13 protein-coding genes and 1 pseudogene are annotated in these 21,832 nt (G+C 67.4%); 11 read left to right on the forward strand and 3 right to left on the reverse strand.

The window, feature by feature from the left end; all coding sequences use genetic code 11:
• Nucleotides 1–81 precede the first annotated feature (81 nt).
• The 3 genes from GOOTI_RS14540 to nicT all read left to right on the forward strand — a co-directional run bounded on the left by GOOTI_RS14540 (nt 82) and on the right by nicT (nt 3,358).
• Nucleotides 82–801 carry an MBL fold metallo-hydrolase gene (locus GOOTI_RS14540; protein ID WP_007239364.1) on the forward strand — a complete coding sequence of 240 codons (720 nt, stop codon included), beginning with the start codon at nt 82–84 and terminating at the stop codon, nt 799–801.
• The gene (gene hisS, locus GOOTI_RS14545; protein ID WP_007239365.1) at nt 798–2,063 is read left to right on the forward strand and encodes a histidine--tRNA ligase; all 1,266 of its coding nucleotides are present in this window, start codon (nt 798–800) and stop codon (nt 2,061–2,063) included. Before GOOTI_RS14540 ends, hisS begins: the two co-directional genes overlap by 4 nt.
• A 167-nt stretch (nt 2,064–2,230) precedes the next feature.
• Nucleotides 2,231–3,358 (forward strand): Nickel transporter NicT, encoded by a 1,128-nt coding sequence (nicT, locus tag GOOTI_RS14550; RefSeq protein ID WP_007239366.1) that lies wholly within the window; start codon nt 2,231–2,233, stop codon nt 3,356–3,358.
• A 24-nt stretch (nt 3,359–3,382) separates the two neighbouring features.
• Here the strand turns inward: nicT and GOOTI_RS14555 are convergent, their stop codons facing one another.
• Both GOOTI_RS14555 and ypfJ read right to left on the reverse strand, forming a co-directional pair.
• Nucleotides 3,383–5,038 carry a DUF885 domain-containing protein gene (locus GOOTI_RS14555; protein ID WP_007239367.1) on the reverse strand — a complete coding sequence of 552 codons (1,656 nt, stop codon included), beginning with the start codon at nt 5,036–5,038 and terminating at the stop codon, nt 3,383–3,385.
• On the reverse strand, nt 5,028–5,903 hold the full coding sequence (gene ypfJ / locus GOOTI_RS14560; protein ID WP_039994154.1) for a KPN_02809 family neutral zinc metallopeptidase: 876 nt from the start codon (nt 5,901–5,903) through the stop codon (nt 5,028–5,030). The genes GOOTI_RS14555 and ypfJ overlap by 11 nt, the downstream gene beginning before the upstream one ends.
• Nucleotides 5,904–6,066: 163 nt before the next feature.
• Between ypfJ and aspS the strand changes: the two genes are divergently transcribed.
• The 6 genes and pseudogenes from aspS to GOOTI_RS14590 all read left to right on the forward strand — a co-directional run bounded on the left by aspS (nt 6,067) and on the right by GOOTI_RS14590 (nt 17,973).
• A complete protein-coding gene (gene aspS / locus GOOTI_RS14565; RefSeq protein WP_007239369.1) occupies nt 6,067–7,896 on the forward strand; it encodes an aspartate--tRNA ligase in 1,830 nt (609 codons plus the stop codon).
• Nucleotides 7,897–8,037: 141 nt separating this feature from the next.
• Nucleotides 8,038–11,505: pseudogene (locus GOOTI_RS14570) on the forward strand (transglutaminase family protein).
• Nucleotides 11,502–14,249 carry a circularly permuted type 2 ATP-grasp protein gene (locus GOOTI_RS14575; RefSeq protein WP_039994150.1) on the forward strand — a complete coding sequence of 916 codons (2,748 nt, stop codon included), beginning with the start codon at nt 11,502–11,504 and terminating at the stop codon, nt 14,247–14,249. Before GOOTI_RS14570 ends, GOOTI_RS14575 begins: the two are co-directional and overlap by 4 nt.
• Before the next feature lie 44 nt (nt 14,250–14,293).
• On the forward strand, nt 14,294–15,202 hold the full coding sequence (locus tag GOOTI_RS14580; protein WP_039994155.1) for a transglutaminase family protein: 909 nt from the start codon (nt 14,294–14,296) through the stop codon (nt 15,200–15,202).
• A gap of 207 nt (nt 15,203–15,409) precedes the next feature.
• On the forward strand, nt 15,410–16,549 hold the full coding sequence (locus tag GOOTI_RS14585) for a protein kinase family protein (protein WP_007239374.1): 1,140 nt from the start codon (nt 15,410–15,412) through the stop codon (nt 16,547–16,549).
• A gap of 5 nt (nt 16,550–16,554) precedes the next feature.
• Complete coding sequence (locus GOOTI_RS14590; RefSeq protein WP_039994156.1) at nt 16,555–17,973, forward strand: replication-associated recombination protein A; 1,419 nt, start codon at nt 16,555–16,557, stop codon at nt 17,971–17,973.
• A 55-nt stretch (nt 17,974–18,028) separates the two neighbouring features.
• Here the strand turns inward: GOOTI_RS14590 and GOOTI_RS14595 are convergent, their stop codons facing one another.
• On the reverse strand, nt 18,029–18,559 hold the full coding sequence (locus GOOTI_RS14595) for a hypothetical protein (RefSeq protein ID WP_007239376.1): 531 nt from the start codon (nt 18,557–18,559) through the stop codon (nt 18,029–18,031).
• A 149-nt stretch (nt 18,560–18,708) separates the two neighbouring features.
• Between GOOTI_RS14595 and alaS the strand changes: the two genes are divergently transcribed.
• Nucleotides 18,709–21,381 carry an alanine--tRNA ligase gene (gene alaS, locus GOOTI_RS14600; RefSeq protein ID WP_007239377.1) on the forward strand — a complete coding sequence of 891 codons (2,673 nt, stop codon included), beginning with the start codon at nt 18,709–18,711 and terminating at the stop codon, nt 21,379–21,381.
• On the forward strand, nt 21,378–21,806 hold the full coding sequence (gene ruvX / locus GOOTI_RS14605; protein ID WP_007239378.1) for a Holliday junction resolvase RuvX: 429 nt from the start codon (nt 21,378–21,380) through the stop codon (nt 21,804–21,806). Before alaS ends, ruvX begins: the two co-directional genes overlap by 4 nt.
• Nucleotides 21,807–21,832: the final 26 nt, after the last annotated feature.

Here is a 21,832-nt window from a genome sequence, read left to right on the forward strand (position 1 = left end):
ACCACGGCCGGATAGTCCAGAATGGAGGGTCAGGAGTGGTGCGTCGCCGCGCCACACCCGCCGTCCAGCCCAGGAGCGCACATGCTGATCACCGGATTCCCCGCGGGGATGTTCCAGACCAACTGCTACATCGTCGCGCCCGAGCCCGGCGCGGAGGCGATCGTCATCGACCCGGGGCAGGAGGCGGCCGACAAGGTCACCGAACTCCTCCGCGAGAACGATCTCACGCCGGTCGCCGTGCTGCTCACCCATGGACACCTCGACCACACCTGGAACGCCGCCGACGTCTGCGATGCCTACGGCATCCCGGCCTACATCCACCCCGCCGACCGACCGATGCTCGCCGACCCCGCGGTGGGTCTCGGCAGCGCACTCGGCGCCATGATCGGCCCGCTGACCTTCCGTGAGCCTGAGAAGGTCGTCGACTTCGTCGACGGCGAGCCGATCGAGGTCGCAGGCATCAGATTCAGTGTCGATCTGGCGCCGGGGCACACCCAGGGGTCGGTGCTACTCGGCACCGACGTCGAGATCGCCGACGATGCGGGACAGACGGCCAGCGTGCCGGTCTGCTTCTCCGGTGACGTACTGTTTGCGGGGTCGATCGGACGCACCGACCTGCCCGGCGGCAATCATCAGCAGTTGCTCGACTCGATCGCGTCGAAGCTCCTCCCGCTGTCGGACGACACCCAGGTGCTGCCCGGTCACGGACCGCAGACATCGATCGGGCAGGAGCGTGCGACCAACCCGTTTCTCACGGATCTGGGCACGTCGAGCCGACAGAAGGGAAGCAGGAGACTGTGAGCGCCGACTTCGTCGCACCGAAGGGCATCCCCGACTACTACCCGCCGGCGTCGGCTGACTTCCGTCGTGTGCGCGACACCTTCACCGACGCCGCTCGTCGCGCCGGTTACGGTCACATCGAGTTGCCGATCTTCGAGGACACCGGGCTCTTCGCACGCGGCGTCGGCGAGTCCACCGACGTGGTCAGCAAAGAGATGTACACCTTCGAAGACCGCGGCGGACGCTCGGTCACACTTCGCCCCGAAGGAACTGCGGGTGTGGTTCGTGCCGTCATCGAGCACGGGCTCGACAGAGGGCAGCTTCCGGTCAAGCTCTGCTACGCCGGACCGTTCTTCCGCTACGAACGCCCGCAGGCCGGGCGCTATCGCCAACTCCAGCAGGTCGGCGTCGAGGCGATCGGGGTCGACGACCCCGCGCTCGACGCCGAGGTCATCGCGATCGCCGACGAGGGATACCGCAGACTCGGCCTCTCCGGTTTCCGGCTCGAGATCACCTCGCTCGGCGACGATTCGTGCCGTCCCGCGTACCGGGCTGCGCTGCAGGAGTTCCTCGGCGGGCTCGATCTCGACGAGGCGACTCGCCAACGCGCACAGCTCAATCCGCTCCGCGTGCTCGACGACAAGCGGCCCGACATCCGGGAGGCGACCGCCGACGCGCCGTTGATGCTCGACTACCTGTCCGACGACGCGCGCGGTCACTTCGAAAGCGTGCTCTCGCACCTGCGTCAACTCGGCGTGCCCTACGTGATCAACCCCCGCCTGGTGCGCGGACTCGACTACTACACGAAGACCACGTTCGAATTCGTCCACGACGGTCTCGGTGCGCAGTCGGGCATCGGCGGTGGCGGTCGCTACGACGGTCTGATGCGGCAGCTCGGCAGCAAGCAGGATCTGTCCGGGATCGGATACGGACTTGGCGTCGACCGCACCATGCTCGCGCTCGAGGCCGAGGGCATCGCGCACGTCGACGCCGCGCGCTGCCAGGTCTTCGGTGTTCCGCTGGGAACCGACGCCAAGGCCGAATTGGTCAGCGTCGCAGGACAATTGCGTGCCGCAGGCGTCAGTGTCGACCTCGCCTACGGCGACCGTGGTCTGAAAGGCGCGATGAAGGCTGCGGATCGGTCCGGCGCCGCGCTCGCGCTGGTACTCGGCGACCGTGAGCTGGCCGAGGGGACGATCGAGATCAAGAACCTGGGCAACGGCGAACAACACAAGACGTCGCTGGAGGGCGTCGTCGACGAGGTCCGCGGGCTGCTGACCTGACCGGACCGAGGTGGGGTGCAACCGGAACAACCGGGCAATGCTCGGGTATCGGACACGAAATCTCTTGTGCGCGTTGACTATCCGTTCGGACAGTGCGGCCCGTCCAGACGACGGGTTTTGATCTGAGCAGGTGTTCAGATGGCCGCGCCACGGCCTATCGTCGCCCCATGAGTTCGTCTGTCACACAGGGTTCGCCCGCGCGATTGTCGTCGAGGCTGTCGAGGCCCGAATGGGCCAGCGTCGGCGGTATGGTCGCCGTCGTCGCGGCGCTGCATCTCATCGGCTGGGGGACGCTCGTCTTCCTCGTCGCGCCCGAGCACTTCACCGTCGGGCAGAAGACGCTCGGTGTGGGCATCGGACTGACCGCGTACACCCTCGGCATGCGACACGCGTTCGACGCCGACCACATCTCGGCCATCGACAACACCACACGCAAGCTCATGGGCGAGGGCAAACGGCCGATGACGGTGGGATTCTGGTTCTCACTCGGCCACTCGACCGTCGTCTTCGGCCTCGCGGTGCTGCTGTCGTTCGGGATCAAGGCACTCGCCGGATCGGTGGAGGACGACTCCTCGACACTGCACCAGGTCACCGGGCTGATCGGCACCAGCGTCTCCGGCGGCTTCCTCTATCTGATCGCGGCGATCAACATCGTGATCCTCCTCGGCATCGTCCGCGTGTTCCGGGACATGCGTCGCGGGATCTACGACGAGGCACAACTCGAGGAACACCTCGCCAACCGCGGCTTCATGAACCGCATCCTCGGGCGCGTCATGCGGCTGGTCACCAAGCCGTGGCAGATGTACCCGATCGGCGTGCTGTTCGGACTCGGCTTCGACACCGCGACCGAGGTCGCGCTACTCGTGCTCGCAGGCTCGACGGCTGCCGCGGGACTACCCTGGTACGCGATCCTGTGTCTTCCCGTGATCTTCGCCGCGGGTATGAGTCTGTTCGACAGCATCGACGGGTCGTTCATGAACTTCGCCTACGGGTGGGCGTTGGCCAATCCGGTGCGCAAGGTCTACTACAACCTGATCATCACCGGACTGTCGATCGCGGTCGCACTCGTCATCGGCACCATCGAACTACTCGGCCTGCTTGCCGATCAGTTCGGCTGGACGGGTCGCTTCTGGGACGACGTGTCGGGAATCGACCTGAACATGCTCGGATTCGTGATCGTCGGACTGTTCGTGGCGACGTGGGTCATCTCGCTGGCGGTGTGGCGCTTCGCCGACATCGAGAAGCGTTGGGGTGCAACGCTTGCGCCGCAGGAAGTGGCAGACCTGCCGAAGTGACCCCGGCGCGTCCGACACGACTGGTCAACGGGTCATCTCGTCGCGCAGGACGTCAAGGCTGACCCCGCCGAGCGCGAGCGCGTTCGTGTGGAAGTCCTTGAGCGTCCACTCCCGGTGATGTGCCAGCGCCTGACCCCGGCACTGCTCCCACACCCGTTGTCCGAGCGCGTAACTCGGTGCCTGGCCTGCCCAGCCGAGATAGCGGTCGAGTTCGAAGCGGAGCACCGCCCGGTCCATTGCCACCGAGTCGGTCAGGAACTGCCACGCCTTCTCGGCATTCCAGATGCCGCCGCCCACGGACGGGGGAGCGGACTTGCGGCAGTGGACCCCGATGTCGACGACGACGCGCGCGGCGCGCAGTCGCTGTGAATCGAGCATGCCCATCCGGTCGCCCGGGTCGTCGAGCCACCCCAGCTCGCCCATCAACCGCTCGGCATACAGCGCCCAGCCCTCACCGTGACCTGACGTGAAAGACGCGAGCTTGCGCCAGGAGTTGAGGTCCGGGTCGACGATGGCGGCGCCGAGTTGCAGATGATGGCCGGGCACGCCCTCGTGATAGACGGTGGTCTTCTCCTGCCACGTGTGGAAGACCGTCTGCGACGGCGGTACCGCCCACCACATGCGGCCCGGGCGCGAGAGGTCGGCGCTGGGTTGTGTGTAGTAGATGATCCCGGTCGACGACGGCGCCAGTCGGCATTCGAGTCGGGTGAGACGCCCGGGAATGTCGAAGTGGGTGCCGGCGAGTCCGTCGACCGCCTCGTCGGAGGTCTGCTGCATCCACGCGAGGAACGACGCGCGATCGTGGAGCTGATACTGCGGCGCGGCGTCGAGCAATTCGAGTGTCTCCGTCACGCTCGCGCCCGGCGCGATCTCGGCGGCGATCGCTTGCTGTTCGGCCGTGATCGCGGCGAGGCGCTCGAGCGCCCAGTCATAGGCCTCGTCGGGATCGACATCGGTGCCGAGATAGTAGGGAAGCCGGAGCAGGTACCGATCGCGGCCGATCGCGTCATCCGCGTCGGCGCCCTCGAGTACCTCGGTCCGCAGGTGGGCGGCGAGCCGGTCGAACGCGGCGCCCGCACCGTCGAGCGCCGTGGCCAGATCGGTGGCGAGCGCGTCGTCGGACGCGATGGCCGTGGTGTTCTGTGCGATTGCCGCGCGCGCCCCATCGGCCTGCGCCGCAACGAGGTCGACCTGCCGACGCGCGAGAGCGGGCCCGACATCCCGGCGGTGCCCGAGGCCGACGATCACGCTGTCTATCGCCGTCGGGATCGCAGCGATCCGCGCCACCATGTCGGCCCGCTGTTCGGTCGTGTCGGTGGGCATGAGGTCGAAGACATCGCGGATCGCCTGTAACGGTGAGGCGATCACATTGCACTCGCCGGTCAGTTCGCCGGCGTCGGCAAGTGCACGTTCCCGGTTGAGAGCTGCGCGCATCGTGGCGATCGTGACCCGGTCGACGTGATCGACCGGCGTCGCGGCGTCGAGTCGCAGCAGCGTCGAACGTGCCTGCGCCGCACGCTCGTCGACAGCGTCGGGGGAGAAGTCGGTGAGCAGGCGGTCGTGACCGCCGATGCCGTATTCGGTGGCGAGGATCGGATCGAGTTCGACGCTGCGGGCGAGATGATCGTCGGCGATCGCGTCGACCGCACTGGCGACGTGATCGCGATCCTCAGAGGTCATTCGTGGAGAAGGTGTCGCACTGGCGCGGGTCGCCGTTCTTGTAGCCCGTCGAGAACCAACGCACCCGCTGATCCGCCGAACCGTGTGTCCAGCCCTCGGGATTGGAGTTCGATCCCTGGATGGTGTCGTCGCCGATCGCCTTCGCGGTCTGGATGACCGAGTTGATCTGATCGGTCGTGAGCGGTTCGAGCATGGCGTCGCTGCCCTTGTCTGCGTGATACGCCCAGACGCCCGCGTAACAATCGGCCTGCAACTCGACGCGAACCGAACCCGACTTGGGGCCGTGGGAGCCGAGCTGCTGGCCCTTCTGCAGCGCGCCGGTCAGGTTCTGTACGTGGTGGCCGTACTCGTGAGCGACGACGTACTCCTGGGCGAGCGGACCGTCGCTGCCGCCCATGTTCTTCAGCTCGGCGAAGAACGAGGGGTCGAAGTAGGCGGTCTTGTCGACCGGGCAGTAGAACGGGCCGGTCGCTGATGTCGCCGCGCCGCAACCGGTGTCGACGGAATTGCTGAAGATGACGGTCTTCGGCGGCGTGTAGCCCTTCATCAGGTCCGACCACACCCGGTTGACGCTGATGGTCGTCGCCTTGATACGGCAGATGTCGTCGGTGTTGGCCATCTCCACCGTGCACTGGGCAAGGTGTTCGTCGATCTGGTTCGCCGAACTGCTCGCCGAACCCTGGCCCGTCGACGACGATCCGAGGATCTGCCCCGGATTGATGCCGAGGAAGAGCGCGACCAGCGTGACGATCAGGCCGGCACCACCGCCCAGCGCGATCCGTCCACCGCCGCCACCGAAGCCGCCGCCACCCCCGCCGCCGGACACGTTGCTGTTGTCCAGCGACCCGCTGCCTTGGAACGTCATGCAGGTCAGGCTACCGGCGAGGAGGTCGCGATACGGGTGAACCACGCCCAACCGACACGAGCTGCGACGTCGCCGGGACACCCGCGGCGGTCGGCGGCCGCCCCCTCCGTAGGATTGAGCCCGAGATTCGCAAGACCCGTACGTCCACCAGGGAAGGACTCCAGTGCTCCGCACGCATTTCGCCGGTTCGCTGCGGCGCGCCGATGCATCGCAGACCGTCACCGTCGCCGGCTGGGTTGCGCGTCGCCGCGATCATGGCGGCGTCGTGTTCATCGACCTGCGTGACAGCTCCGGGCTGGTACAGGTCGTGTTCCGCGACGAGTCGGTCGCCGAGAAGGCTCACCGTCTGCGCGCCGAGTACGTCGTCAAGGTCACCGGCGTCGTCGAGGAGCGGCCCGAGGGCAGCGAGAACCTCAACCTGCTGTCGGGTGATATCGAGATCAATGCGACCGACCTGGAGGTCCTCAACGAGTCGGCGCCGCTGCCGTTCCAGCTCGACGAGAGCCCCGGTGAGGAAGCGCGCCTGCGTTACCGCTACATCGACCTGCGACGCGAGGGTCCCGCCGCGGCGATCCGACTGCGCTCCAAGGCGAACGCGGCTGCACGTGGTGTGCTGGCCGCTCACGACTTCGTCGAGATCGAGACGCCGACGCTGACCAGGTCGACGCCCGAGGGCGCCCGCGACTTCCTCGTCCCGGCGCGTCTGCAACCGGGAACGTTCTACGCCCTCCCGCAGAGCCCGCAGCTGTTCAAACAGCTCCTCATGGTGGCCGGCATGGAGCGCTACTACCAGATCGCACGGGCCTACCGCGACGAGGACTTCCGCGCCGACCGCCAGCCCGAGTTCACCCAGCTCGACATCGAGATGAGCTTCGTCGACGAGGACGACGTCATCGCGCTCTCCGAGGAGATCCTCGTGGCGCTGTGGCGTCTGATCGGCGTCGAGATCTCCACGCCGATCCCGCGGATGACCTACGCCGACGCGATGCGGCGCTTCGGTTCCGACAAGCCGGACCTGCGGTTCGGGATCGAACTCGTCGAATGCACCGAGTTCTTCGCCGACACGCCCTTCCGCGTCTTCCAGGCGCCGTACGTGGGCGCAGTGGTCATGGAGGGCGGTGCGTCGCAGCCGCGCCGCACACTCGACGCCTGGCAGGAATGGGCCAAACAGCGCGGAGCCAAGGGCCTTGCCTACGTGCTCGTCGGCGAGGACGGCACCCTCGGCGGTCCGGTCGCCAAGAACCTCTCCGACGCCGAGCGTGAGGGCCTCGCCGCGCATGTCGGCGCGAAGCCCGGCGACTGTGTGTTCTTCGCCGCGGGTCCCGCCAAGGCACAGCGCGCGCTTCTGGGAGCCGCGCGCAGCGAGATCGCGGTGCGACTCGGGCTCATCCCCGCACCGGGCGAGCCGGTCGATCCGGCGACCGCCGACTGGGCGTTCACGTGGATCGTCGACGCCCCACTGTTCGAGCCTGCGGACGACGCCACCGCGTCAGGAGACGTCGCCGTGGGCTCGGGAGCCTGGACCGCGGTGCACCATGCGTTCACCTCGCCCAAGCCCGAGTCGGTCGAGACCCTCGAGTCCGATCCGGGAGCAGCACTGGCCTACGCCTACGACATCGTGTGCAACGGCAACGAGATCGGGGGCGGATCGATCCGCATCCACCGTCGCGACATCCAGGAACGCGTCTTCGCGATCATGGGCATCGATCACGACGAGGCGCAGGAGAAGTTCGGCTTCCTGCTCGATGCCTTCGCGTACGGCGCACCGCCACACGGCGGCATCGCGTTCGGCTGGGACCGGATCACGGCACTGCTGGCGGGGGAGAGTTCCATCCGTGAGGTCATCGCGTTCCCCAAGTCGGGCGGTGGCGTCGACCCGCTCACCGACGCGCCCGCCCCGATCACCGCGGCGCAGCGCAAGGAGTCGGGCATCGACGCCAAGCCCAAGCCGAAGGGGGAACCCGTCCAGGGATCGGCGAAGCCCGCAAGCTGACCGCATAAGTGTCGGCCGGTGCGTGAGACGCGTCGCAGGCAGTGGCGTCGGTGACCTCACACCGGGCACACGGGCGTCATCTGTGCTGAGATTTCTACCCATGGGGACGTATCTGCTCGACGACCTCCGGGAGGACGACCGGTGACAATCAAAGTGGCGCTCGAACATCGCACGGCATACGCGTTCGATCGACCGGTCAAGATCTACCCGCACGTGGTGCGCTTGCGTCCGGCCCCGCATTCGCGCACTCCGATCGAGGCGTATTCGCTCAAGGTAGAGCCCGAGGGACACTTCCTGAACTGGCAGCAGGACGCGTTCAGCAATTATCAGGCGCGCCTTGTGTTTCCGGAGCCGTCGTCGTCGCTGTCGATCACCGTGAGTCTCGTCGCCGACCTCACGGCGATCAACCCGTTCGACTTCTTCATCGAGGACTGGGCCGAGGACTACGGATTCACCTATCCCGACGAACTCCGCGAGGATCTCGAGGTCTACCTGCGGCCTGTCGGGGTCACCGAGGGTGAATTCTCGGGCGCTCCGGTGCATCCCGCTGTCGCGGAGTTCGCCGCAGCCAACAAGCCCACGTCGACCACGCGCATCATCGACTTTCTCGTGTCGCTGAACCAGGCCGTGCGCGACGCCGTCGGCTACACGGTCCGGCTCGAACAGGGCGTGCAGACGCCGGAGTTCACGCTCTCGAGCGCCATCGGCTCGTGCCGCGACTCGGCGTGGCTGCTGGTGGCCCTGCTGCGTGAACTCGGTCTCGCCGCGCGTTTCGTGTCCGGCTACCTGGTGCAGCTGACCTCCGACGTGAAGTCACTCGACGGCCCATCGGGCCCCGCCGCCGACTTCACCGATCTGCACGCGTGGACCGAGGTCTATCTTCCCGGCGCGGGTTGGGTCGGCATGGACCCGACGTCAGGTCTGTTCGCGGGCGAGGGGCACATCCCGCTCGCCGCGACGCCGACGCCCGGCGGCGCCGCTCCGATCACCGGTGCCACGGGACCGTGCCACGCGACGCTCGACTTCTCCAACACCGTCACCCGTTTCCACGAGGACCCTCGGGTTACGTTGCCCTACACCGAATCCCAGTGGGATCGGGTCGTCGAACTCGGTGCGGCGGTCGACGCGAAGATGGCCGAGAACGACGTCCGGCTCACGATGGGTGGTGAGCCGACGTTCGTCTCACTCGACAACCAGAGCGACCCGGAGTGGACCACCGCCGCCGACGGGCCGCACAAGCGGGAGCTGGCGTCGAAGCTTGCCGGCCGCCTCGCCGACGACTACGCGCCCACGGGCCTGGTGCAGCGCAGTCAGGGCAAGTGGTATCCGGGAGAACCGTTGCCGCGCTGGCAGATCGCTGTCATGTGGCGGACCGACGGTCAGCCGATCTGGCGTCGACGTGACCTACTCGCCGACCCGTGGCAGACCAGGGCCAAGGCAGCCGAGGCGATGTCGCTCGAAGCGTCTGGACCGAAACCGGGTTCCGGTGCCGACCCGTCGGCCGAGAAACTGCTGTCGGCGTTCGCCTCCGCGCTGGGGCTGCCCGGCTCGCAGGTGATGCCCGCATTCGAGGATCCGTTGGTGCGGATGCGCGAGTTGTCGGCACTCCCGCCGGGCGACCCGGGTTCGGACCCCACACTCCCCGCGGCGCGTGCGGCGGCGTGGGCGAGTGCCGCGGCAGCGGCGGTCGACGCCGATTCCGACATCGAGCCGGCCGACGATTCCACCGAGGCGCGTCGTGAACTGCTCGCCTCGCTGGATGCGTCGGTCACCGACCCCACGGCATTCGTCCTGCCGCTGAGCCGTTCCGAGGACGGCACGGCGTGGCAGAGCGCACGCTGGACGACGCGGCGCGGACGCCTGGTGCTCACGCCCGGCACCTCGCCCGCTGGGCTGCGACTCCCGCTCAACTCGTTGTCGTGGGGTCCGGCGCCCGTCCTCTACGAAGCCGACCCCTCCGTACGCGCGGATCCGCTGCCCGACGATGTGGTAGAAGCACTGGGCCGCACCGTCACCGACGTCAGTCCCGCCGCCTTCGTGCCGCGCACCGCGCTGGTCGCCGAGAAGCGTGGAGACGTGTTGTACGTGTTCCTGCCGCCGACCGCCGAACTCGAGGAGTATCTGGCGATCGTCGAGATGATCGAGAATGCGGCTGCAGCGATCGACACCCCGGTCGTCGTCGAGGGCTACGGCCCGCCGGCCGACGCCCGGCTCACGACGCTGACGGTGACCCCTGACCCGGGCGTCATCGAGGTCAACGTCCAGCCGACGAGCAGTTTCGCCGAGCAGGCCGAGCTGCTCGATTCGCTGTACGACCACGCGCGGCACGCCCGTCTGGGCACCGAGACGTTCGATCTCGATGGTAGCCACGGGGGCACCGGCGGCGGAAACCACATCACGCTCGGCGGTTCGACCCCCGCGGATTCGCCGCTGCTGCGCCGCCCGGACCTGTTGGTCTCGATGCTGACGTACTGGCAGCGCCACCCGTCGTTGTCCTACCTGTTCAGTGGCAAGTTCATCGGGACGACGTCGCAGGCGCCGCGCGCGGACGAGGGGCGCGAGTCGTCGCTCTACGAGATGGAGATCGCGTTCGCCGAGATCGACCGGCTCGCAGTGAAGGGAGAGCCTGCGCGCGGAGCTGACGCCCCGCCCAACCCGTGGGTCACCGACCGCGCGTTGCGGCATCTGCTCACCGACATCACCGGCAACACCCACCGGGCCGAGTTCTGCATCGACAAGCTCTACAGTCCCGACTCGGCACGCGGCAGGCTCGGGCTGCTCGAACTGCGCGGATTCGAGATGCCCCCGCATCACCGCATGGCGATGGTGCAGTCGCTGCTCGTCCGTTCGCTGGTCTCGTGGTTCTGGGAGAAGCCCTACCGCAGCAGGCTCATCCGCCACGGCGCAGACCTGCACGGCAAGCATCTGCTGCCGCACTACGTCATCGCCGACATCGCACAGGTGGCAGAGGAACTCCGCGAGGCCGGCTATCCGTTCGACACCGCTTGGCTCGACCCCTTCACGGAATTCCGCTTCCCACGGCTCGGCACGGTCGCGATCCGCGAGTACGAGGTCGAGCTGCGCGGCGCCATCGAACCGTGGAACACGCTCGGTGAGGAGTCGACCGGCACCGGTACGGCGCGGTACGTCGACTCGTCGATCGAGCGCGTGCAGGTGCGTGTGCAGGGCGCCGAGGACGAGCGTTTCGTGTTGACGTGCAACGGCTATCCCATCCCGCTGACCAGCACGGGCAGACCGGGCGAACGGGTCGCGGGAATCCGCTTCCGTGCCTGACAGCCGCCGAGTGCCCTGCACCCGACCATCAGCATCGACACACCACTGACCTTCGATCTGGTCGACACCCTGGCGGGTCGGTCCGTCGGTGGTGCGACCTACCACGTCGTGCATCCGGGTGGGCGCGCCTACGACCGCCCGCCGGTCAACGCCGTGGAGGCCGAGTCCCGGCGAAACGGCCGATTCGAGGCCGCCGGGCACACCAGCGGCTCCGTCGACGTCGGTCTCCTGCGTGAGCGGGTCGCCCGCATGGCCACCGACAGTGGGGTCCCGACGATCCTGGATCTGCGCCGGGCACGTACAGTTCTTCGGTGACTGTTTCAGCGGGTGGCGGTGTGCCCGCGGTGTTCGACAGATACCGGTCCGACGGTTACACGCTGTTCGATCTCGGGCAGCTGCGGGACGGTGTCGCACCGGCTGCCGCGCGCAATCATTACGACGAGGTACTCGACGCCACGGGCGTGACCCGGCCGGCATGGGAAGACCTCGTCGCGGGCTATGAGCTGCGGGGCGACGCCCGACTGCGCGCCTCGGCCGCCCGCCTGGCGTCGGCGGTCTCCGACGAGGGCGTGGTCTACAACCAGGTCGAGGGCACCACGACCGTCCCGCGTCCGTGGCTGCTCGACGCCGTGCCGCTGATCGTCGACGGCGTCGAATGGGCAGAACTGGAAAAGGCGATCACCCAGCGTTCGACGCTGCTCGATCTGATCCTGCGCGACATCTACCGCGACCAGAAGACCATCAACGCTGGCCTGATCCCGCCCGAGATGGTCTTCGGCCACCCGGGCTACATTCGCAAGGCCGCTCGGCTGGAGGTCGCGGGCCCGCATGCACTGTTCCTGCACGCCCTCGACCTCGGACGGCTCTCGGATGGGACCTTCGCCGTCTACGGCGACCGCACGCAGGCGCCGTCGGGAGTCGGGTTCGCCATCGCCGACAGGCGACTGATCTCACGCACGTTCCCGCAACTGTTCCAACGCTGCGCACCCCGCCCGATGTCCACCTTCGCGGGCACGCTGCGGCTCGCGCTGACCGACTACGCCCCGCCTGGCGTCGACGACCCGACAGTCGCGGTGTTCAGTCCCGGCAGCATGTCCGAGACCTTCTTCGACCAGGCGTATCTGGCGTCGGTCCTCGGTTTCCCGCTGGTCGAGGGCGCCGACCTCACCGTCCGCGACGGTGCGCTCTACATGCGGTCTCTCGGCAAGTACAAGCGGGTCGACGTCCTGCTGCGCCGCGTCGACGCCGCCTACTGCGATCCACTCGATCTACGAACCAACTCACGGCTCGGCGTCGCCGGCCTCGTCGAGGCCATCTCGCGCGGAAACGTCACCGTCGTCAACACACTTGGCAGCGGGGTGCTCGAGAATCCGGCTTTGAACACCGTGCTGGCCAAGGTCGCACCGATGCTCATCGACGAGGAACTCGCACTCGGGGCCGTACCCACGTACTGGGCGGGGGATGCGTCCGACCGTTCGAAGATGCTTGCGTCTCTCGACTCGCTCGTCCTGACGAACTTCCGCACGGGAGAGGAATTCGTGGGTCCTGCGACCGATTCGGCCACCAAGGACACGCTGCGCGCGCGGATCAGCGCGGACACGTGGCAGTGGGTGGGCCGGGAGGTCGAGGCCTACTCGGTCGCGCCGAGTCTGACCGAGGCTGCGCTGCCGACACAGGGCCGTGGGACCCTTCGCGCCGCGCCGGTGTCGGTGCGTGCGTTCTCGGTCACGCAGGGTCCCACCTACGCGGTGATGCCCGGCGGGTTGGGATCGGTTCTCGCCGACGGCGTGATAGGCGCATCGCTGGCCTCCATCGCAGCCAAGGACATCTGGGTCACCAATCCGGATGTGGGAGGCCATGTCTCGCGGCGCACGGAACTACGCGGAGGCGAACCCGACGACGTGGTCACCATCGCCGCACGGCCCACCTCGACCAGCTACTCAGACATCGCCGCGGCGGCGAGCCCCCGTGTGCTAGCCGACATGTTCTGGTTCGGCCGATACGGGGAGCGCACCGAGTCGGTCACCCGGTTGGCCAAGGTCGCGCGCGAGCGCTACCAGGACTTCCAGTACCGACCGTGGATGTCGGGGACCGCCGCCGTGCCGTTGTTCCTGCACGCGGTCGCCGAAGTGACCGGTACCGCAGGTCTCCTCGGTACCCGCGAGTCGCTGCTCGACGACGACTCGGCCCTGTCGTCGCTCGAACAGGTCAACGAGGCGATAGTCAAGATCGCCGAACTGACCGTCAACCGCTACACGCCCGGCACCATCGCACATTCGACGGAACGACTCGTCGCCACCGCTCGAGCCGTCCGCGATCAGATGTCGACGAGCACCTGGATGGTGCTCACACCCATGGAGCGGGCACTCGAGTCGATGACCCGCCAGATCGAACGTGCGCGCGACGACGTCGGAGCGGGCACAGGGGTCTTCGGCGACGCAGCACTCGATCTCGGACCCGACCTCGCCCGCACCCACGAGAACATCCTGCACGGCGCTCTCGCGCTGTCGGGCCTGCAGGCCGAGTCGATGGTCCACGACGCCGCATGGCTGCTCATGGACCTCGGCAGGCGCATCGAGCGGGTCATCACCCTCGCGGACCTCACCAGATCGCTGTTCGCCCAGGAACATCCCCTCGACATGGAGCAGACCCTGCTGGAATCGTTCCTCAGTGCCACTGAATCGTCGGTGATCTACCGACGACGCAACCGTGGTCTCTACCGCGCGGAAGCCGTCGCAGAACTGCTCATGTTCGACGAGACGAACCCGCGCGCGATGATCTACCAGCTCAGCAGGATGCGCGATGATCTCACCGCGCTACCCGAAGCGATACGCTCGGCGGCGGCCGAACGTGCCGTCGAGGAGATGGCAGCAGAGCTACGACGGTGTGATCCCGCCGATCTCAGCCACGTCGGCGCGGACGGAACGCGCGCCGACCTCGTCGAACTGACGCGTGCGCTCCGCGACCACGCCCGCGAGCTCTCCGATCTGCTCAACCGCACACGATTCGCGCCACCCCGTACCGCGCAACCGATCTGGGGAGGGGGCGGTCCGCTGTGACCACACCATCGAATGCGCCGCAGACCGACGGTTCTGCCGCGCCTGTGGCAAATGGGGCGCCCGGTACCAGGAGGTACCGCGTCTTCCACCGCACGTGTTACACCTACGACGACGAGGTGTCGTCGTCGTACGGCCGTTGCTACCTGACGCCCCGCGACCTTCCGTACCAGCGTGTCCACGAGACGGAGACGGTGATCGACCCGGAGCCCGCGGACCGATCGGTCGGCGTCGACGTGTACGGCAACATCGACGCATACTTCCATGTGCGCGCCGCTCACCGCGTTCTCGAGGTCACCGCGACGTCGATCGTCGAGGTCGACCCGATCGACCAGGGACTGGTGCACAGCGTCGCGGCCCGCGCGCCGTGGGAGGACGCACGACCAGCCGCGGTCGGTGCGGTGCTCGTCGACGAGTTCGTACTCGACCTCGACCCTCCGGAGATCACCCAGGCCGTGCGCGACTACGCCGCGGCGGTGTTCACACCGGGACGACCGCTCATCGACGCGATCACCGATCTGACCTCGCGGATCTTCTCGGACTTCACCTACCGGTCGGGGTCGACGGCCATCAGCACCCGCGTCGACACGGTTCTCGAACGCCGCATGGGCGTGTGTCAGGACTTCGCGCGCGTCGCGATCGCCTGCCTGCGCTCGGTCGGGCTGGCGGCGAGGTACGAATCCGGTTACCTCGCGACAGATCCACCACCGGGTACCGAGCGCATCTTCGGGGCCGACGCCAGCCATGCGTGGGCGGCGGTCTGGCTCCCGGGGGACCGATGGCTCGCGTTTGATCCGACCAACAACAAGCTCGTCGACGAACGTCACGTCACGGTCGCGTGGGGCCGCGACTACGACGACGTCCCACCCCTTCGCGGCGTGATCTACACCGATGCGAGCAAGAGCGAGATCGAGGTCTCCGTCGATGTCAGCCCACTGTCCGAGACCGGATGGTGACACCACGCCACCACCGTCGATCACGCACGGTCCGCGACCGATGTCGGTCGAATACACGTCGTCGAACCGAGTCGTCGTCGTTTGCGCCTAAAAAGAAAGTGTTATGACAAAGCTGCAGGTCAAGCGCGTGTTAGTCGTGAGAGGGCGCGTATGTGTGGAGAAAGTCGATGACGCGTGTCGGCGCCTGCGAGTAAGTTGGTGGCTGCCATGACGGTCATCACAGAGAGCCGCGTCACCAGCGTGGTGCGTGCCGCAGAAGCAATGCTGTCCCGCCGCGCGGGAGCCCCCGTGGTTCTCGCGGATCCCGAAGACCTCGGAGGGAGCGGCCGAACCACGGTCGTGCGGGTACGTGTGGCGCAGAATCCGCTGTCGATGGATCGCACCCTGGTCATCAAGGCACTCCCGAGCCATGAGGATCCCCAGGCGTTTCACCGCGAGATCGCCTCGTACAAATACGCGACTGCACTGCCGACCGAGTCACGTCCCGGCCCCCAACTGATCGCATCCGACCCCGACAACAGGCTGATGGTGCTCTCCGACCTCGGCCGGGGACATCCGCTGACCGCCCTGCTCGCCGATGCCGACGTCGTCGAGATGACCCGCGCGGTCAGCGCCTGGGGCCAGGCGCTTGGCCGGATGCATGCGGCCACAGTCGGCGGCGAGAGCGATTTCGATGCGCTCGTGCGTCACGGAGCCGCGGGTACGGCGGGCAGGGACATCCTCCGGGACGAAGCCATCCGTGCTGTGTCGGCGGCCCCGGCACGTGTCGCCGACCTCGGCCTGACGCTCCCCGACGCCGTGGCAGAGGCACTGACCTCGGCATGCTCGCTCTTCGACGACGGAGAGCACCGCGCGTTCAGCCCGTCGGACGTGGGGCCGGAGAACATCCTGCTCAACGACGACGGCGTGCAGTTCATGGATTACGAGTGGGGCGGGTTCCGTGACGCCACTCTCGACATCGCGTACGCGCTGGTCACCTTCGCACCCCAACTCGGGCCGACAGGTGTCGCACATCGACTCGACCTCGAGGTCTCGATGGTCGACGCATGGCGCTCGGAGGTTGTGCCGATCTGGCCGGCGCTCGAGCGCGACCGCGTGATGCAGCGTCAGCTGCTGACCGCCCGGCTGCTGTGGGTCTGGCTGTCGACGGTGTGGATGCTTCCGGACTCGGCGACCGACATCGCTCCGATGACCCATTACGCCCACGACTGGGCGCTGCACACCAACGACCCCCGCGCGCTCGTCGCTCGGTGGTCCGATCTCGCCGCAGCGGCGACGAGCAATGCCGAGGTCTCCGAATTCGCCACCGACGTGGGTCTCGCGCTGCAGCGTTCGTGGCTGGATTGACCGCGGTGGGGGGATTGTTCGACCCGCCGCCACCAGCGAGCGCGTCGAGCGGCGCCACGTCGCTCAACTCGTCGCCGTCGCCGAACGCGCCGCTGCCGGTGCGGATGCGACCACAAACTCTCGACGACATCGTCGGTCAGCAGCATCTGCTCGGCGCGGGGTCGCCGCTACGGCGCCTGATCAACGGTTCCGGGGCGGCGTCCGTCCTGCTGTACGGACCGCCGGGGACCGGCAAGACCACGATGGCCTCGTTGATATCGAGCGCGGCGGGTGGTCGCTTCGAAGCGCTCTCCGCCTTGTCCGCTGGCGTCAAGGAGGTCCGCGCGGTCATCGAGGTCGCGCGCAGGCGACTCGCAGCGGGCGAACAGACCGTCTTGTTCATCGATGAGGTCCACCGGTTCTCCAAGACCCAGCAGGATGCGCTGCTCGACGCCGTCGAGAACAGGATCGTTCTGCTCGTCGCCGCGACGACCGAGAACCCGTCGTTCTCGGTGGTGTCGCCGCTTCTGTCCAGATCACTTGTCCTGCAGTTGCGTTCACTCACCGACGACGACATCCGCACGGTGCTGCAGCGTGCTGTCGCCGACGACCGCGGGCTGGCCGGCGCGGTCACCGTGACCGAACGGGCCTACGACCACCTCGTGGCAGTTGCGGGCGGTGACGCGCGCAGGGCACTGACCGCCCTCGAGGCGAGCGCCGACGCCGTGCTCCGCGACCCGGTGCCCGACTCCGACGGCGACGACCCGACCCCCGACGAAACCCGGCCCCCGAGTATCGACGTGGCCGACGTGGAGGCGGCCATCGACCGTGCCGCGGTGCGCTACGACCGCGACGGCGACCAGCACTACGACGTGACCAGCGCGTTCATCAAGTCCATCCGCGGATCCGACGTCGACGCCGCGCTGCACTACCTCGCCCGGATGATCGCCGCCGGTGAAGATCCCCGGTTCATCGCCCGACGCCTGATGATCCATGCAAGCGAGGACATCGGGATGGCCGATCCGATGGCTCTGCAGACCGCGGTCGCCGCCGCGCAGGTCGTGGCGCTCGTCGGGATGCCCGAGGCGAAACTGGCGCTCGCGCAGGCGACGATCCACCTCGCCACCGCCCCGAAATCGGCGGGTGTCGTCAGCGCCATCGGGGCTGCGCTCGCCGACGTCGAGGCGGGTAAGGCAGGAGCAGTACCTCCGGGGCTGCGCGATGCTCACTACAGCGGGGCCAAGAAGCTCGGCAGTGGGGTCGGATACCAGTACCCACACAACGATCCCGACGGTGTTGTGCCGCAACAGTATCCGCCGGACGAACTCGTCGGCGTCGACTACTACGAGCCCACCGACCACGGTTTCGAACGCGAGATCGGCCCGCGCGTCGCCAAGTTGCGGTCCATCGTGCGGCGCGCCACGCGGCGATCGCGACAAGGGTGACGCGGCCCGATCCGAAGTCCGGACGAGACGTCGGCAGGCTCACCCGCCATGCCGGCTACTTCACGACGAAGACGTCGGAGCAACTCGGCGCAGGCAGGGTCAGCAGTGGACCGCGGTTCACCGGACGCAGCTCGATGCGGACGCGTCCTGCGCCGGTGCGGACGTCGCGGAAGTCGTACATCGACCCGCCGGTCGCCGCGGTGGTGTGCTGGATACCCCGCAGCGTGCCCGAACGATGCGTGTTCAGGTTCGTCCAGACGACGGTCATGATGTTGTCATAACCCCAGATACTGAGGCTCGCCGAGATCGAGACGTCGACGGCTCCGCGCTGTCCGTTACGCAACCACTGCATCGTGCTGATCGCGCCGGAGTAGGTGTTGTCGACGATGTTGGGGCTGAGTGCATTGCACCGGTGTAGAGACGTCTGGTTGATCACGCCGTCGTATTCGTTGTAGTCGGCGGCGGATGCGACGCCGACTCCCACCGCACTGAGGGTGAGGGCGATGAACAGGGCGAGCGCGGAGCGTGCTGCTGTGATTCGGGTCATGTCGCTGTGATCGGGCGTCGCCTTGTGATCGTTAGCCATGTGACCGTTTCGTGCTGCTGACGACGCCGTTCGGGTGTCTCCGTCGGGCGGCGGTAGGCTGGTATGTCGCAGATCGTCGGATTGGTGCACGCCCGATTCACCCCGACGCCGACCACAGACGCACCACGACCACCGAGGACGAGAACCCAGTGCAGACGCATGAGATCCGGCAGCGATTCCTGGATCACTTCATCAAGGCCGGACACACCGAGGTGCCGAGTGCCTCGCTGATCCTCGACGATCCCAACCTGCTGTTCGTCAACGCGGGCATGGTGCCGTTCAAGCCGTACTTCCTCGGTGAGCAGACACCCCCGTTCGACCGGGCGACCAGCGTGCAGAAGTGTGTGCGCACCCTCGACATCGAGGAGGTGGGTATCACGACCCGCCACAACACCTTCTTCCAGATGGCGGGCAACTTCTCCTTCGGCGACTACTTCAAGCGTGAGGCCATCAGATTCGCGTGGGATCTGCTCACCTCGTCGGTCGAAGACGGCGGATACGGTATCGATCCGCAGAAGCTGTGGCCCACTGTCTACCTCGACGACGACGAGGCGTTCGGCATCTGGCGCGACGAGATCGGCGTCCCCGCCGAGCGCATCCAACGACGGGGGATGAAAGACAACTACTGGTCGATGGGCGTGCCGGGTCCCTGCGGCCCGTGCTCGGAGATCTTCTACGACCGTGGTCCGGACTACGGGGTCGAGGGCGGACCCGAAGCCGACGAGGACCGCTACATCGAGATCTGGAATCTCGTGTTCATGCAGAACGAGCGCGGTCCCGGCGGCGCGAAGGAGGGCTACGAGATCCTCGGGCCCCTCCCGAAGAAGAACATCGACACCGGAATGGGAGTCGAACGGGTCGCCTGCCTGCTGCAGGGCGTCGACAATGTCTACGAGACGGATCTGCTCAAGCCGCTCATCGACCTGGCATCGCAGCTGACCGGGCGTGGCTACGGAGTGGGCAATCACGACGACGACGTGAAGTTCCGCGTCATCGCCGACCACTCGCGCACCGCGGTGATGCTCATCGGCGACGGCGTGCTGCCCGGTAACGACGGTCGCGGTTACGTGCTGCGGCGACTGCTGCGTCGAGTGGTCCGCTCGATGCGACTGCTCGGCGCAACGGAGCCGACGATGGAGGTCATCGCCAACACGGTGATCGACGTGATGTCGCCGTCGTATCCCGAGCTCGCCGAGCAGCGCGATCACGTCGTTTCCGTCGCGGTCGGGGAGGAGACGTCGTTCTCCAAGACTCTGGAGGCCGGATCGAAGCTCTTCGCCGACGCCGCCCAGGCGACGAAGTCCGCGAACAAGACGACCATCAGCGGCAACGATGCGTTCACCCTGCACGACACCTATGGCTTTCCGATCGACCTGACCCTCGAGATGGCTGCCGAGGCCGGCCTCGACGTCGACCAGCAGGGCTTCACCGAACTGATGGCGGAGCAGAAGCAGCGTGCGAAGGACGACGCCGTCGCCCGCAAGACCGGACACACCGACGCCGCTGTCTACCGCGAGTTCCTCGATCGCGGCCCCACCGAGTTCACCGGCTTCGACGAATTGGTGTCCGAGGCGCGGGTACTCGGTCTCATCACCGATGGTGCACGCGTACGTTCTGCCGGTCCGGGGGAACAGACCACGGTCATCCTCGACCGAACGCCGTTGTACGCCGAGGCCGGCGGTCAGATGGCCGACGTGGGTTCCATCACCACCAGCGACGGGACGCGATTGACCGTCAGCGACGTGCAGAAGGTCGGCAAGTCGGTGTGGCTGCACAAGGCGACCGTCGACGCGGGCGAGATCCACGACGGCGACGAGGTGATCGCCGCGGTCGACAAATCGTGGAGACACGGTGCGACACAGGGACATTCGGGTACCCACATGGTGCACGCGGCCCTGCGCGAGGTGCTCGGCCCGAGCGCCACCCAGGCGGGCTCGCTGAACCGACCCGGATACCTGCGTTTCGACTTCCACTCCGGCTCGGCGCTGACCGAGGACCAGCGGCAGCAGATCGAGGAGATCTCGAACGGCGCGGTCGAGGCGAACTACCCGGTGCACACCTTCGAGACCGGTCTGACCGAGGCCAAGGCGATGGGCGCGATGGCGCTGTTCGGCGAGAACTATGGCGACGTGGTGCGCGTCGTCGAGATCGGCGGACCCTTCTCGATGGAGCTGTGTGGCGGAACCCACGTGGCGTCGTCGGCACAGATCGGCCCGGTCACCCTCATCGGTGAATCCTCCGTCGGGTCAGGGGTGCGACGCGTCGAGGCATACGTCGGCATGGACTCGTTCCGGTACCTGTCCAAGGAGCGCGCGCTGCTCGCGGGGCTCGCCTCGTCGCTCAAGGTGCCCTCCGAAGAGGTTCCGGGACGTGTGGAGCAGCTCGTCACCCGCCTGCGCGACGCGGAGAAGCAACTCGAGAAGGTTCGCGCCGACGCCGCTCGCTCGGCTGCCGCAGGCCTGCTCGATTCCGCCGACACCGTCGGTTCGACGCTGGTGGTCGGCGGACTGGTGCCGGGAGTCGGTGCCAATGACCTCCGTGGTATCGCCACAGATCTGCGCGGACGTGTCGGTGACCGACAGGCGGTGATAGCGCTGTTCTCGACGACGGGTGAGGCCGACGACACCAAGGTCCCGTTCGTCATCGCGACGACCGAGTCGGCGCGCGGGGCGGGGATCAAGGCGGGCGACCTGGTCAAGGAGATCGCACCGCTCGTGGGCGGACGTGGGGGTGGAAAGCCCGACCTCGCACAGGGATCGGGCACCGATCCGTCAGGTATCGACGCCGCACGAACGCGCATCCGGGAGCTCGTCGCCCGATGAGTGTGACGCGTGGGCGTCGTCTCGGAGTGGATGTCGGCAGCGTCCGCATCGGGGTCGCGGTGAGCGACCCCGACAGCATCTTGGCGACGCCGGTCGAGACGGTCCCCGGACGCGACATCGATGGTGCGGTGAGGCGGCTGTGCGCCTTGGTCGAGGAGTACGAGGCGGTCGGGGTGATCGTCGGTTTGCCCAAGACTCTTCGCAACACCGACGGCCCGGCGGTTGAGAAAGCCCGTGACTTCGGCACCCGACTCGCCGACAAACTGGAGGGGATTCCTGTGCTCTATTCCGACGAGCGACTGACCACCGTAGCTGCGCAGCAAGCGCTGCACGCGAGCGGTCGTAACACCAAAACGTCGCGTGGGGTGATTGATCAGGCTGCAGCGGTCGCTATTCTGCAGGGGTGGCTGGATTCGCGACGATGAGTGGATCCGTGCTGTCCACCAACAGT

Origin of the sequence: Gordonia otitidis NBRC 100426, assembly GCF_000248075.1 — a bacterium.
Lineage (GTDB): Bacteria > Actinomycetota > Actinomycetes > Mycobacteriales > Mycobacteriaceae > Gordonia > Gordonia otitidis.